The organism is Flavobacterium lipolyticum, assembly GCF_020905335.1.
Taxonomy (GTDB): Bacteria; Bacteroidota; Bacteroidia; order Flavobacteriales; family Flavobacteriaceae; genus Flavobacterium; species Flavobacterium lipolyticum.
Genome location: NZ_JAJJMN010000001.1, coordinates 3,972,173 through 3,986,130, shown reverse-complemented (window position 1 = coordinate 3,986,130; position 13,958 = coordinate 3,972,173). Strand labels below are relative to the sequence as shown.

At 35.6% G+C, this 13,958-nt stretch carries 14 protein-coding genes and 1 pseudogene; 9 read left to right on the top strand and 6 right to left on the bottom strand.

Going from position 1 to position 13,958, the window contains the following annotated elements; genetic code table 11:
- Positions 1-130 precede the first annotated feature (130 nt).
- Both LNQ34_RS16990 and LNQ34_RS16985 read right to left on the bottom strand, forming a co-directional pair.
- A complete protein-coding gene (locus LNQ34_RS16990) occupies positions 131-1,015 on the bottom strand; it encodes a dihydrodipicolinate synthase family protein (protein ID WP_230000546.1) in 885 nt (294 codons plus the stop codon).
- Between the two features lie 19 nt (positions 1,016-1,034).
- Positions 1,035-1,493, bottom strand: a complete 459-nt coding sequence (locus LNQ34_RS16985) for a cupin domain-containing protein (RefSeq protein WP_230000545.1) — start codon at positions 1,491-1,493, stop codon at positions 1,035-1,037.
- A 99-nt stretch (positions 1,494-1,592) separates the two neighbouring features.
- On the opposite strand from LNQ34_RS16985, the gene pdxR reads away from it, so the two are divergent.
- The 4 genes and pseudogenes from pdxR to LNQ34_RS16965 all read left to right on the top strand — a co-directional run bounded on the left by pdxR (position 1,593) and on the right by LNQ34_RS16965 (position 6,186).
- Positions 1,593-3,005: a MocR-like pyridoxine biosynthesis transcription factor PdxR gene (pdxR, locus tag LNQ34_RS16980; RefSeq protein ID WP_230000544.1), complete on the top strand. Its 1,413-nt coding sequence runs from the start codon at positions 1,593-1,595 to the stop codon at positions 3,003-3,005.
- Positions 3,006-3,238: 233 nt separating this feature from the next.
- Complete coding sequence (locus tag LNQ34_RS16975) at positions 3,239-4,966, top strand: M14 family metallopeptidase (protein ID WP_230000543.1); 1,728 nt, start codon at positions 3,239-3,241, stop codon at positions 4,964-4,966.
- Between the two features lie 115 nt (positions 4,967-5,081).
- Positions 5,082-5,426 (top strand): annotated as a pseudogene (locus tag LNQ34_RS23560) (cyclic-phosphate processing receiver domain-containing protein).
- Between the two features lie 19 nt (positions 5,427-5,445).
- The gene (locus LNQ34_RS16965) at positions 5,446-6,186 is read left to right on the top strand and encodes a DUF6882 domain-containing protein (RefSeq protein ID WP_230000541.1); all 741 of its coding nucleotides are present in this window, start codon (positions 5,446-5,448) and stop codon (positions 6,184-6,186) included.
- A gap of 83 nt (positions 6,187-6,269) precedes the next feature.
- On the opposite strand, the gene LNQ34_RS16960 is transcribed toward LNQ34_RS16965, so the two are convergent.
- Positions 6,270-6,674 carry a helix-turn-helix domain-containing protein gene (locus LNQ34_RS16960; RefSeq protein ID WP_230000540.1) on the bottom strand — a complete coding sequence of 135 codons (405 nt, stop codon included), beginning with the start codon at positions 6,672-6,674 and terminating at the stop codon, positions 6,270-6,272.
- 920 nt (positions 6,675-7,594) lie between these two features.
- Between LNQ34_RS16960 and LNQ34_RS16955 the strand changes: the two genes are divergently transcribed.
- The gene (locus tag LNQ34_RS16955) at positions 7,595-8,089 is read left to right on the top strand and encodes a hypothetical protein (protein ID WP_202704423.1); all 495 of its coding nucleotides are present in this window, start codon (positions 7,595-7,597) and stop codon (positions 8,087-8,089) included.
- Between the two features lie 123 nt (positions 8,090-8,212).
- Here the strand turns inward: LNQ34_RS16955 and LNQ34_RS16950 are convergent, their stop codons facing one another.
- Positions 8,213-8,443 carry a DUF4287 domain-containing protein gene (locus LNQ34_RS16950; RefSeq protein ID WP_202704424.1) on the bottom strand — a complete coding sequence of 77 codons (231 nt, stop codon included), beginning with the start codon at positions 8,441-8,443 and terminating at the stop codon, positions 8,213-8,215.
- Positions 8,444-8,704: 261 nt separating this feature from the next.
- Positions 8,705-9,313: an NUDIX hydrolase gene (locus LNQ34_RS16945; RefSeq protein ID WP_202704425.1), complete on the bottom strand. Its 609-nt coding sequence runs from the start codon at positions 9,311-9,313 to the stop codon at positions 8,705-8,707.
- A gap of 7 nt (positions 9,314-9,320) precedes the next feature.
- On the opposite strand from LNQ34_RS16945, the gene pyrE reads away from it, so the two are divergent.
- Together pyrE and LNQ34_RS16935 are read left to right on the top strand one after the other, a co-directional pair.
- The gene (gene pyrE, locus LNQ34_RS16940; protein WP_202704426.1) at positions 9,321-9,965 is read left to right on the top strand and encodes an orotate phosphoribosyltransferase; all 645 of its coding nucleotides are present in this window, start codon (positions 9,321-9,323) and stop codon (positions 9,963-9,965) included.
- A 209-nt stretch (positions 9,966-10,174) separates the two neighbouring features.
- The gene (locus LNQ34_RS16935) at positions 10,175-10,567 is read left to right on the top strand and encodes a hypothetical protein (RefSeq protein WP_035683519.1); all 393 of its coding nucleotides are present in this window, start codon (positions 10,175-10,177) and stop codon (positions 10,565-10,567) included.
- Positions 10,568-10,821: 254 nt separating this feature from the next.
- Here LNQ34_RS16935 and LNQ34_RS16930 read toward each other — a convergent pair whose 3' ends face one another.
- Positions 10,822-11,550, bottom strand: coding sequence for a biotin--[acetyl-CoA-carboxylase] ligase (locus LNQ34_RS16930; protein ID WP_202703632.1), 729 nt, complete (start codon positions 11,548-11,550; stop codon positions 10,822-10,824).
- A gap of 93 nt (positions 11,551-11,643) precedes the next feature.
- Here LNQ34_RS16930 and rsfS point away from each other — a divergent pair, with 93 nt between their 5' ends.
- On the top strand, positions 11,644-12,015 hold the full coding sequence (gene rsfS, locus LNQ34_RS16925; RefSeq protein ID WP_017496527.1) for a ribosome silencing factor: 372 nt from the start codon (positions 11,644-11,646) through the stop codon (positions 12,013-12,015).
- Between the two features lie 15 nt (positions 12,016-12,030).
- Positions 12,031-13,956 carry an ATP-dependent zinc metalloprotease FtsH gene (gene ftsH, locus LNQ34_RS16920; RefSeq protein WP_017496526.1) on the top strand — a complete coding sequence of 642 codons (1,926 nt, stop codon included), beginning with the start codon at positions 12,031-12,033 and terminating at the stop codon, positions 13,954-13,956.
- The last annotated feature ends 2 nt before the right edge of the window (positions 13,957-13,958 follow it).

Here is a 13,958-nt window from a genome sequence, read left to right as displayed (position 1 = left end):
ACGCTAAGTTTTTTTTTAATTTAGAAAGCGTTGACAAGCGCAAGGAACGCAAAGCTTTGCGTTCCTTGCGCTTGTATAAAACCATGCTTTACAAAACTTAGCGTACTTTGCGGTTAAAAAAATCAATACATTACTGTTCTATTTCCTTTAAAATCAACTTAAACTCTTCAATTTCAGTTGCAGTTAATGGTTTTAGCGGGCTTCTTAAAAAACCACCCTCTATTCCCTGAATTTCCAAACCTGCCTTGATCGCTCGTGGCAAACCTTTGTTAACGATAAACTTCAAAAGATTCAATTGTTTGTAAAACACTTTTTGCGCAGTCTCTAAATCATTGTTCTCAATCGCATGATACAAATCCAGATTCAATTTCGGAATTAAATTGGGCGCAGCCGTACACCACCCCATAGCTCCTGCAGAAAATGCAGCCAGTGCCAATGGATTTGAACCGTTAAAAAAAGCAACATCATCGCCCAATTCCCGCTTTAAATAATGCATTCTCTGAACGTCTCCCGTGCTTTCTTTTATCAGGGTTACATTAGCAATCTCAAGAAGTCTCTTTAACAAAGCTGGCGACATATCTACTCCCCCGGTTGCAGGATTATTGTAAGCCATTATCGGAATCGAAATTTGCTTCGCTACTGCATCAAAATGCTGAACAATCTCGTCATCTGTAAGCTTCCAGTAACTCATCGGGATAATCATTACGGCAGCGGCACCTGCTTTTTCGCCAAATTTAGCATGATAAATGGTTTTCTCAGTAGTCAGGTTTGATACGCCAACCAAAACCGGAACTCTGCCCCTGACCTGTTCGATTGTTGCCACAGTAATAGCTTCTTTTTCCTCATCTGACAAATAAGGCATAACTCCGGTGCTTCCAAGCGGGGCGACAGCGTGACAACCCGAAACAATTAAACGTTCCAGTAATTTTTTATATAAAGCGATATCTACTTTTTCATTTTTATCGAATGGAGTAATCGGATAAGCAATAATGCCCTTGAATAGATTGTTTTTCATGTTTTTCAATTGTTTTAAATTAAAGATCCCTGCCTTCTTCTTCTCTTAATGCCACACCTAAATTCTGAAGCTGCGGTGCATTCTCGCAAGCAATATATTTCGCCGATGCTTCACTGCTTAGATTTTGATGCCTGTGCCACGCCCAACTCGGAATGTAAACAGCATCGCCTGCTTTCCACTCTACTTTTATATCCTCAATCTCAGTATACCCATGCCCTTCAATTACATAAATAACGGTTTCATACGTATGACGATGTCTGTTTGTCAATTGATCCGGTAATAAACCGCCAATTGTCATACTCACGTTTTTACTTGGAAGATCTACAAAGAAAACCGGGTGTTTTCGCTCGGTAGAAAATTGGTTGTGAACTCCGGCTTGCTCTACGTTTTTGTGAATTAATTTTTCAGGCATCACAAAAGTGGGTCTGGCAAAAGTTTCGTGAAAATCTTTTGAAGAAAATTGTTTTTTAGTTTCCATAACTTTAATAATTATTGTGTTTTGCATTATTGCTCCACAAAATTATCTTAACTTTGGACTACTCAACTGATACAGTTTTAACATAAACAAATAGTCCAGATGTTACGACCTTGGCAATTAGAAATTCAACTCAACGCAAATGATGCAAAAGCCATTTATCTGCAAATCGCTGATGCAATCATCGAAGCCATTCAAACCGGAATGCTCAACAGCGGGAATGCACTGCCCGGCAGCCGACAGCTTGCAGGCTTGCTAAAAGTGAACCGAAATACTGTTATTGAAGCTTTAGACGTCTTAATCGCTGAAGGCTGGCTCATTACATTGGAAAGAAAAGGAACTTTTGTAGCTGATATTCTGCCATTGGCTTCCAAAAGTATCGATCAAAAGCAAAAACCAAACTATACCGAAGAAGAAAAACAGCCTCTTATCATTTTTGATGATGGAATCCCCGATAGTCGAATTGCACCAATGAACGAACTCGCCAGAGCTTACCGACAGATTTTTAACCGAAAATCGCGTTGGCAGATCATGGGATACAGTACCGAGTACGGAAATCTGGAATTTCGAAAAGCAATTGTGCAAATGCTCAATTTTAAAAGGGGAATGAATGTCACTCCAGATCAAATTTGCATCACACGTGGAAGCCAGATGGCAATGTACCTAACCTCCACCTGTTTACTATCAAAAGACGATTACGTAATGGTCGAAAACCCGGGGTATCAGGCCGCTTGGGAAACATTTCAAAGCAGTGGAGTTAAATTACTGCCAGTAAATGTCGACAAAGACGGCTTGCTGATTGATGAGGTCGAAGCTTATCTGAAAAAATTCAGCAACATAAAAGCCATATACGTAACACCACATCATCAATTTCCAACTACAGTCACCCTGAGTCTCAAACGAAGATTAAAACTCATCGAATTGTCCAATCAATACGGCTTTACCATTATCGAAGACGATTACGATCATGAATTTCATTTCGGACAAAGACCAATTCTTCCTATTTCAAGTTACAGCAATGCCAAAAACACGGTTTATATTGGCACTCTAAGCAAAATTGTTGCACCCGCCTTACGAATCGGATATTTGGTAAGTGATCGCGAAACCATTTTAAAAGTGGGTAAACACCGAAAAATAATTGATGTACAAGGTGATAACATTATGGAAGAAGCCGTTTTACAGCTCATAAACGAAGGCGAGATTAAAAGACACCTTAAACGAACAACCCTTATTTACAAAGCAAAACGCGACTATTTTGAAACGATTTGCAACAAATACCTCAAAGACAAAACCACTTTTACCAAACCCGAAGGAGGCCTGGCATTTTGGATAATTCCCAACTCGTCAGTTAATATTTCTGAAATTGCAGACAAGCTCCTGTTAAAAGGAATCAAAATAATAACACCCGAGAAATTCAGTTTTAACCAGCCTGTGCAAGGATTTAGGCTTGGTTATGCCTCCTTAACCGAAAAACAAATCGAAGACGGCATAATCGAACTTGCGAAATATTTGTAATTATTAAATTTAACCGCAAAGTGCGCAAAGATTTAAGCAAAGTGCGCAAAGTTATGTACACAAAGCTTTGCGAACTTTGCGTTTATCAACACAATCCGATACAAAAAACTTTGCGCACTTTGCGGTAAAAATCAACGCAAAGCACAATCACACATCAAACTTGAAACCTGAAACAAACCAAAACTTGAAACTAAATTTAGCTATATTTGATTCTTGCTAACAAAACCAAAACCATGAAACTTTTTACATTTCTCTTTTCACTTTTCACCCTAACCCTTTTCGCTCAAAACAATAAAAAATACGAGACTTTTTTTGAAAAAGGAAATGGAAATCAGTCTGCTTCGTATCAAGAAACGATTCAGTATTATAAACTTTTAGCACGTGATTTCCCTACTATTCAAATTAAAGAAATGGGACTAACCGACTCCGGTGAGCCATTACACATGATTACTTACAATCCTGAAAAGGAATTTGACTTTGAGAAAATTCAAAAGAGCAAAGCGGTACTTTTTATCAATAATGGTATTCATGCCGGAGAACCTGATGGAATCGATGCCACCATGCAATTCTACAGAGATCTGGCAACAGGAAAGATAAAAGCCCCAAAAAATACCGTTTTGGTTACCATTCCGGTTTACAATATTGGAGGTGCTTTGAACCGAAATTCGACCACAAGAGCCAATCAGGATGGTCCGGAAATTTATGGTTTCAGAGGAAATGCCCGCAACTACGACCTCAATCGTGATTTAATGAAATCAGATACACGAAACACCAAAAGCTTTGTTGAGATTTTTCAGAAAATAAACCCGGACGTTTTTATTGACAATCACGTGAGCAACGGTTCTGATTATCAATACAAATTAACCTATATCATGACACAGCACAACAAACTGGGAACCGTGTTGGGTGATTTTATGAATAGCGAAATGATGCCGGCTCTGGTCAAAGATCTTCAACAGAAAAAAATTGAAACAACACCTTACGTAGATTCATTTAAAGATACTCCCGACAAAGGTTTTGGTCAATTTGTGGATAGTCCACGATACACAACGGGCTACACTTCACTATTCAACACCATTGGTTTTGTGGTTGAAACGCACATGCTAAAAAAATATGCCGAACGTGTAAAAATGACTTACGAATACACCAAATCTACTTTAGACTACACCGATTCCAATTACCTAAAGATCAAGGAACTTCGAGTAAAAAATCTGGAACAATATCAAGCTAAGAAAAACTATACTCTAAAATGGGAGTTGGACAGTACAAAAGCCACTACCTTTTCGTTCTTGGGTTATGAAGCAGCTTACAAAAAAAGTGAGGCTACAACCGGAAATCGCTTGTACTACGATCGAAGCAAACCGTATAAAAAAGAGGTTCCTTATATCAAAGAATTCAAATCAGTAAAAGAGGTTGTTATACCTTCTGCTTATATCATTCCGCGTGGTTACTGGAACATTATTGACCTTTTAAAGAACAATAATATCTCGTTTGCCCAACTTAAAAACGATACTATCATTGATGTGGAAAGCTACAAAATTGCCGATTTTAAAACTGTTCCCTCTGCTTATGAAGGACACTATTTACACCGAAATACGACCGTAACTTCTAAAATTGTTAAAATGGCTTTCGCTAAAGGAGATTACCTAGTTCCAACCAATCAAAAAGGTGTAAAATATATCCTGGAAGCCTTTGAACCCGAAGGAGTTGATTCGTTTTTCAACTGGAATTTCTTTGACACCATTTTACAGCAAAAAGAGCACTATTCCAATTATATTTTTGAAGATACCGCAGCTAAACTCCTAAAAGAAAACTCAACTTTAAAAGCCGAACTGGAAAACAAAAAACAGACTGATCCTGAGTTTGCTAAAAATCCAGAAGCACAATTGGATTGGATTTATAAACATTCAGCCTATTATGAAAAGGCGCATTTGCAGTATCCTGTTTATAGAGTACTGTGATGTTTAACCGCAAAGAACGCTAAGTTTCTTTTGAGTTGAAAAACGCTGAGATCGCAAAGCTTTGTATATAGAACTTTAATACAGTTGAACTAAAAAACTTTTCACATTAAAAATCATGACATACAAACTCTTCCTCGACGATATTAGAAATGTAAATATGGTTTATAAAAATCTAACTAATAATGATTTCGTTGTCGTTAGAAACTTTAATGACTTCAAAAATACAGTAATAGAAAAAGGACTTCCAGAATTAATAAGTTTTGATAACGACCTTGGGCTCGATGAAAACAATATGGTTGCTGAAGATGGTTAGGCTTGCGCAAAATGGCTGGTTTACGAATCCGAAATAAATTTGCAGAATTTAAAATTCAAGGTTCACTCTGCAAACCCTGTCGCGAGTCAGCAAATTCAAGGTTTGCTTGATAATTATATTAGACATTTGAAAACATCAATTTTATAATTCTAAAAATCATAACGAAATGGGCTTATTCAACAATCTTTTTAAAAAGAAAACAGAAAACACAGAAACAACTACTAATCAACAAAATGACACTAAACACTTTACATCTGAGAATGATTTTTTTGAAAAATATGGTGCCCTGGCTCTAGAAAAACAAAGAAATCTCTACACTGTAACTGGCGGGCTTTCCTGGAATGTTGACATGGATAAGGAAGAAATAACATTTGGAGACCATCTTACTTTTCCAATGCAGGTTTTGGGTTCATTTTCGCATTCTTCAGAAACCTGGCTATGGATTTGGGATAACAAAGCTGGCGGATATAATGAATCTGTTATGAAGCAAGCTCTTTTATTAAAACAATATGGAGAAGAAAATAATATTGATTTATTAACTATTGGAAAATTCGACGCTGTCTCTAACGATCTTCATTTAATAGGAATGATTGCTACTGAAATGTTCAATGGAAGCGGTTATTATCTTGGAAATTATGGCCAGGGCACTATGGTTGTTACCATTAAATCTGATCTAATAGATAAAGCTGAAAGTGAAGAGTTAGCCCGAATCTTAACTGTTTTTCCAGAGTTAATTTCAACATTTGAAATTCAAAACCACAAAAATGCTTTTACAAGTTATCTATCGCAAAAAGGTTATAAACTGACATCAAACGGAAACGAAATTAAAGCAGAAAAGAATGAAAATATAATTAATGCCGTTTTTAACGAAGGGAATCTTCTGGTAAAATTAAATGGGAATTCTTAAACTTAATAAATCAACATCTCTAAAAAACAAAAAAGCCTAATAAACATACATTTATTAGGCTTTTAAATTATAAAAAGATAAAACTATTTATCCTTTAATATTTTTTCTAAAAACTCAACTTTTTCTTTTTCAGCCTGAACCAAACGCTCGTAGAGTTTTTTATTTTCTTCTATAGATTCCATTAATTTATCTAATGGATTGAAAGCACAATGATTATTAAATGTTCCTGCACTGTTATCTGTAAAACTATTAAAATAATTAATTGCTGCTTCGTCTGAAAAATTTTTAAGCGCTTCAAGACTTACCCCCAAAGCTTTTGCAATTGGAGCAAGTTTTTCATCGTCTATAGTTTCACTATTCTCCAAAATTGAAATTGCCTGTTGGTTGGTTCCTAAAGCCTGTGCCAACGCTTCCTGTTTCATGTCTCTAAGTTCACGAATTCGGCTAATTTTTCGTCCTATATGGTTTGGTTTTGCAAGTGTACTCATAATTCAAAGATAATATTAACGATCATTACAATCAATAATGTAAAAAACATATTTTGCTATGTATGATACAGTTTAGATGCTTTTTATTATTGATTTGGATATCAAACAAAAGTACGATTTTTGAGACATGAAATAGTTAAAAATGAAAAATTATATAGATTCTAAAAAAACAGACTTTCTTAGTAAAAAATCCATAACATATGATAAATTTTTCCTTTGCACATAGTCTATCGCCCTTTCAGGGCTTAACTAAAAAAATCATTATTCATTCTTAGTGCTTCGCACTAAGCTATTGCTAAAGCTCTTTCAGAGCAAAAAAATCATACGTTCACACCAAACCATTACATAGAGCTCTTCTCGATCAAAGATTATCAAAAACGGGCTGAAAGCCCAAAAAGCAGTAGCGGAGTTCCAGAAGCAAAAAAAAAATGGAACTTTCTCAAAATACTTATATTTCGCTCCGCTGGAGCTTTTGATAACTGGAAACTACATTAGCTGGAAATATTTTGCTCTGCTGGAGCAATTCTTCAAAAAAAAGGGCTGAGAGCCCAAAAAGCAACAACGCAGTGCAACGCACAGCAAACGGAATAAAAAATAGATTCCGCCCTGAAAGGGCAAAAGCAAACAAACACAAAGTATATCCATAAAGAGAACAACTCACCTTATACGAAAACACCACACAAAACTTCGGAAATGTTTTCTCGTTGAGATGCGACTTTCCCTTCTGTAGAGAATACTATTTACACTTTCATTTATCCCCTTTTACACCACATTACTGCTAAGATTCTCCTAAAACAAGAAGTTTTAAGCATCGATGATTGGTCCTGATTAATCAAAAAACATTCAGATTATCAAAGAGTTCATTTATATTTGTTAAAACTATAACCATACCATTAAACCAATTTAAACCAAAAACCACAATGAATACCTCTTTTTATCTCGAGGGCTTTCAAAAAGCCGCCGACCGTCTCGATCAAAAAACATTAGACGAAAAATCAATCGAAGTTGCAGTTGGCCTATACTTAGACTCCGTATTCCTAAAACTGTACAAAAGATCATGGTCAACCAATCCGCAGGAAGCACTGACAGCCGAATCACGAATTTTCTTTTCAATTTGGGTTAATGACACTAGCATCGAAAAACAAAAAATGATGTATAACATCCACGCTTTAAAACTTAGAAAATTTAAAGTTTATACCATCGAGAGTCGAAAATTTGCCGAAGTCTTCAGAAAATCATTTAAAAAGTACGAAGAAATCTGGCCAAATGTAACTACAAATCATGGCCCGTTAACCCTAATGGAAGGCTGGGTAACATTAAACTCCGAGAACTTTCAGGAAGAGATTACAGAACTCACTCATAAATTCTTAAAAATTGAGTATCTAATCGACGACGCTTTCTATCAGTTTGAATAATCGATAATTACCAAAATTCTGCTCGTGAACAGGTTTATTTCAAAGTTTAAAACCCTAAAAAAAGAACGGCTTCACGAGCAAAAATTCAAATTTCAACTTTTACTTTTGTAATAGCTAAACCTTTTACTGGCTATTTTCGTCTTTAATACCTTTTAGTAAAGCATAAATTGCCATTGCATGACCTTGCCCTAATTCAAAATCTGCTTTAAGCCAGTTTACAATATCTCCGGCTTTTACTTCAGGCTTGAGTTTTCCTTCCTGAGTAAATGCTTTCTGTTCTGCCAAAGCTCTAAATTCGGCCGGACCATTGCCCGTTTTTTCTTTGATTGTTTTTAAATACGCTTGAAATGACATAAAAGTTCGTTTAATTGATTCATCGACAAACGAAAATACAATTAAAATCAAAACATTACCAAGATTATTCTTAGCTTTTACTACAAAACAACTATAAGTAGCGAATAGAACCCTACCACTGAAGTAGCTCGAAAATCCTACAGCATCCCAATAACAGAACGTATAGGCATATAGTGCCCTCCCCTCTTATGAGGATAATGGCACGCCTAATTAAAAGGACTAAAAAATTATCAGGAAATGATGAGGTAGTATTTTTTTTCCTTACTCTACTTTAATTTCGTTTTCCTCTTCAAATAACAGCTTAATGTTTTCGTAGGAGTTTTTCAAAGCTTCTTTTATTTGCTCTGGATTTAACCAGGCCACTTTTTCGATACCTTCTTCAGCCTGGCCATGAGGAATCCCTTCAAAGTCTGTATGCATTTCAAACCAATGCGTGATTTTAAGTTTGTATTTTCCATTACGCTTAAAAACATGATACGTTTTTTGAAGTTTATTGGTAATACGAAGCTGACTCACTCCTGTTTCTTCTTCCACCTCACGAATAGCCGTAGCCTCGATTTCTTCCCCCTTCTCGATTCCACCCTTAGGCAAATCCCACTTTCCATTTCTGAAGATAAATAAAACCTCGCCCCTTTTATTGTACACAAAACCTCCCCCAGCTTTACTAACAGGAATTTTTGCCTTTAAGGTCTTCATAATCTCCTTTTCGTCAGGATGATACAAATAAGCTTTTTGAATTTTATTTTGAAAGATTTTCACTATAAGCTGCTCGATATCAATACTCTCTAACAAGAATAATTGAAAATTAGTCTCTCTCGAGATTTCATTTGTCAAAAAAAGTGGTTTGTCGTTCACAAAAACTTTATACATTTGTACTATGATTTTTAATAAAGATACTGCCGAAAAAACAGCCGAATTGCTTTTGCAAATAAATGCAATTAAATTGAATCCCGAAAATCCTTTTACATGGGCTTCAGGTTGGAAATCTCCTATTTATTGTGATAATAGGTTAATTCTTTCATTTCCAAGCATCCGAAACTACGTTCGTGATGAATTTGCGAAAAATATAGAAAAACAATTTGGAAAACCGGATGTCATTGCCGGAGTTGCTACCGGAGCAATTGGAATTGGAATTCTTGTGGCCGAAAGCCTTGGATTACCTTTCGTATATGTGCGTCCTGAAGCTAAAAAACACGGAAGACAAAATCAGGTAGAAGGTTTTTTACAAAAAGGTCAAAATGTTGTGGTAGTAGAAGATTTAATCAGTACCGGTAACAGTAGTTTGATGGCTGTGGAAGCTTTACGCAACGAAGGAGCTAATATTAAAGGAATGGCCGCCATTTTTACCTATGGCTTTAATGTTGCCGAAGAAAACTTTAAAAATGCCAATATCGATTTGTATACCTTAAGCAATTACGAAAACTTACTGGATTTAGCGGTTCAAAAACAATACATCAGCGAAGAACAACAGTCTACCCTGCAAGAATGGAACGTGAGTCCATCAACCTGGGGACAGGAGTAATTTTAGATTTTAGATTTTAGATTTTAGATTTTAGATTTTAGATTTTAGATTTTAGATTTTAGATTTTAGATTTTCTTAAAGTCGCTACGCTCCTTTTGTAAATTATTAAAAAATCCAGCTTTGCGAACTTTGCGTTTGTAAACACAAAGAAAATCAAAATCCATAGCGCCCTTTGCGGTTAAATAAAAATAAAAAAAACAAATTAATATATGAACTTAGAAAGTCCAAAAGTTACCGTTCAGAAATCAGCTCAGGATTTATTTGACTTATTGACTGATGTAAAGAATTTCGAAAAATTAATGCCGGATAATATTGCTAAATTTGAAGTAATTGGCGAAGACGCTTTTATTTTTGGATTGAAAGGCATGCCGGAAATAAAACTTAAAATGAAAGACAAAACCGCGCCAAGCAAAATTGTTCTGGGAGCTGCGAGCGATAAACTTCCATTTACCTTAACTTCAAATATTGACAGCGTTTCTGATTCAGAAAGTGCCGTTCAATTGTTTTTTGAAGGCGAATTCAATGCTATGATGGCTATGATGATCAAAGGACCAATCAGCAAATTCATCGAAACTTTAGCAAACAATATGACTAAACTTTAATAATGATTAATTATTAATTGTGAATTATAAATGAAAGCCTGATTTAACGATCAGGTTTTTTTTATTTTTGTTTCCCAAAAAACCTCCAAACCTTTACACCTCTAAAAAAACTTAGAACCTTAGAACCTCAGAACCTCTAAAAAAACTTAGAACCTTAGCAACTAAGAACCTCAGAACCTCTAAAAAAAAACTTTGAACCTTTGAACCTCGAAAAAAAACCTTAGAACCTTAGCAACTCAGAACCTCAGAACCTTCTAATAAAGCATCTGAATCTCCTTAATATCAAACTCTGAAACAGAATCGTCTTCCAACAGAATTTGAATCCTGCCGACAGGTGACACCCCCTGAATGATTCCCATAAAGTTTTGATTCTCGAGGTTCCTGAATGGCATTGGAACACCTTTTCGGAACAATGAATTAAAATAAACAGACCATAAATGTTTAGAATTAACTTCCCATGCTCCTATCGTCTCTTTCATTTTCTCGACAATCAAATAAGGCAAAAGTTCTTTCTCAAAACTACTACCCGAAATCACTGCCAATGAAGAGGCATTTGGAAGTTCATCAAAATTAGTCTGATTGACATTTAAGCCCAATCCAACAACTGACACAATCCTGCCATCACTTTTGAGAGTATTTTCTATAAGTATGCCACCAATTTTCTTATTGTATGACATAATGTCGTTTGGCCATTTTATACTTAAATCAGGAATATTTAGAGATTTTAGTACCTCAATTACACTTAAAGACACTATAACGCTAAGGTTAAAAACATGTTCATTATTAAAGACAAAATCTCTCACCAAAACACTCATAATTAAGTTTTTACCCACCTCAGATTGCCACTTAGCTCCCATCTGCCCCTTGCCTTTTGTCTGATTTTCAGCCGTCACTACAGTAAAATTTTCCAGTTCATCCTGACTTGACAATGATTTAAGGAAATCGTTTGTAGAATCTATGGCATCGAGTTTGATTAGCTTCATTTAAGTAATTTAAATAACTTAATTTAATATTTTGTTAAGGTTCAAAAATAATCACAAAATTTGGTAACTTTACAAATTCATATAAAATAATTCATGGCGAAAAAGACTGTTAATAATGATGTTCTATTGGCGAACATAATCAAAGGGATTGAAGAAGTAAAAGGAAATGATATCGATATTCTTGACTTAAGAGAAATAGACACTGCAGTTTGTGACTATTTTGTCATTTGCAACGGAAGTTCAAATACCCAAGTTAATGCCATTGTAAATTCAATTCAAAAAACTGTATCAAAAGATTTAAAGGACAAACCCTGGCATGTAGAAGGAACCGATAATGCGGAATGGGTTCTTATGGACTATGTACACATTGTAGTGCACGTTTTCCAAAAACACATTCGAGAATATTACAACATCGAAAGCCTTTGGGGTGATGCCAAAATAACTACAATCGAAAACAAATACTAAAGAAAATTTCTTCTAATGGCTAAAGATAATAATCCAAATCCGAGTAAATTTAAAATAAGTCCCTGGTTAATATATACTGCAATACTTCTGGTTTTTTTATTTATAAGTTTTGCAACCGGTGGATCAAACTTAAGCGAACCTGCTCAATTAACTTCTTCTAAATTCAACACTTTATTAGAAAAAGGGCAAATTGAAAAAGTAATCGTTTATAACAAAGCTGAAGCTGAAGTATATTTAAACGCTGCGGCTCTTAAAGACGCAGCTAATAAAAAAGTAGCTAAAGATATTTTTGACAGACCTAATAAAGGTCCTCATTATACTTTAGAAATTGGTAACGATCAAATCTTCCAAACAAAGCTTGAAAAAGCAGTTGGCGAAGGTAAACTGAAAGATTTTAATTTCTTACAGAAAAACAACTGGAGCGACATTTTAATCAGTCTGCTACCCATCATCATCATTATTGGTGTATGGATTTTCATTATGCGCAAAATGTCAGGTGGTGCCGGTGGCGGTGGCGGACAAATTTTCAACATTGGAAAATCGAAAGCTAAGTTGTTTGATGAGAAAACCGATATTAAAACTACATTTAAAGATGTAGCTGGTTTAGAAGGAGCAAAAGAAGAAATACAAGAAATTGTAGAATTCTTAAAAAACCCTGAAAAATATACTAATCTTGGAGGTAAAATCCCAAAAGGAGCTTTACTAGTTGGCCCTCCGGGAACAGGTAAAACATTACTAGCAAAAGCAGTTGCAGGCGAAGCTCAGGTTCCGTTCTTCTCTTTATCAGGTTCTGATTTCGTTGAAATGTTCGTAGGAGTTGGTGCTTCACGTGTACGTGATTTATTCAAACAAGCTAAAGAAAAATCTCCTGCTATTATCTTCATCGACGAAATTGACGCTGTTGGTAGAGCAAGAGGAAAAAGCAATATGTCAGGCGGAAATGACGAAAGAGAAAACACATTGAACCAATTACTAACAGAAATGGACGGTTTTGGTACCAACTCTAACGTAATTGTTCTGGCTGCAACCAACAGAGCCGATGTACTTGACAAAGCTTTAATGCGTGCAGGACGTTTCGACAGACAAATCTTTGTTGACTTACCGGACATTCGTGAAAGAGCTGAAATTTTCGCAGTTCACTTAGCACCTATCAAAAAAGTAGAAGGTCTTGATCTTGATTTCTTAGCCAAACAAACTCCTGGTTTCTCTGGTGCCGATATTGCTAATGTTTGTAACGAGGCTGCTCTTATTGCCGCCCGTAACAACAAAACAGCAGTGGACAAACAAGACTTCCTTGATGCTGTGGACAGAATCATTGGCGGACTTGAAAAGAAAAACAAAATCATTACACCGGAAGAAAAAAGAGCTATCGCTATACACGAAGCTGGTCACGCTACCGTAAGCTGGATGTTAGAACATGCTGCACCACTAATCAAAGTAACGATTGTTCCTCGTGGACAAAGTTTAGGAGCAGCCTGGTACTTACCGGAAGAAAGACAAATCGTCAGAACCGATCAAATGTTAGACGAAATGTGTGCTACTATGGGCGGAAGAGCTGCTGAAAAAGTAACTTTTGACAGAATTTCTACCGGAGCATTAAGCGATTTAGAAAAAGTTACACGTCAGGCTCGTGCTATGGTAACGATCTATGGTTTGAATGATAAAATTGGAAATGTTACGTATTACGATTCAAGCGGTCAAAGCGAATACAATTTTTCAAAACCATATTCTGACGAAACTGCAAAAATCATTGACAAAGAAATCTCAGAATTAATTGAAGGTCAATACCAACGAGCCATTGAAATTCTTGAAGAAAATAAAGACAAGCTAAATCAACTAGCTGACATATTAATTGAAAAAGAAGTTATTTTCAAAGATGACTTAGAAGCTATCTTCGGAAAACGCACTTTTGATAAAAATTTAGAAGAAGTGGTTTCATAGAT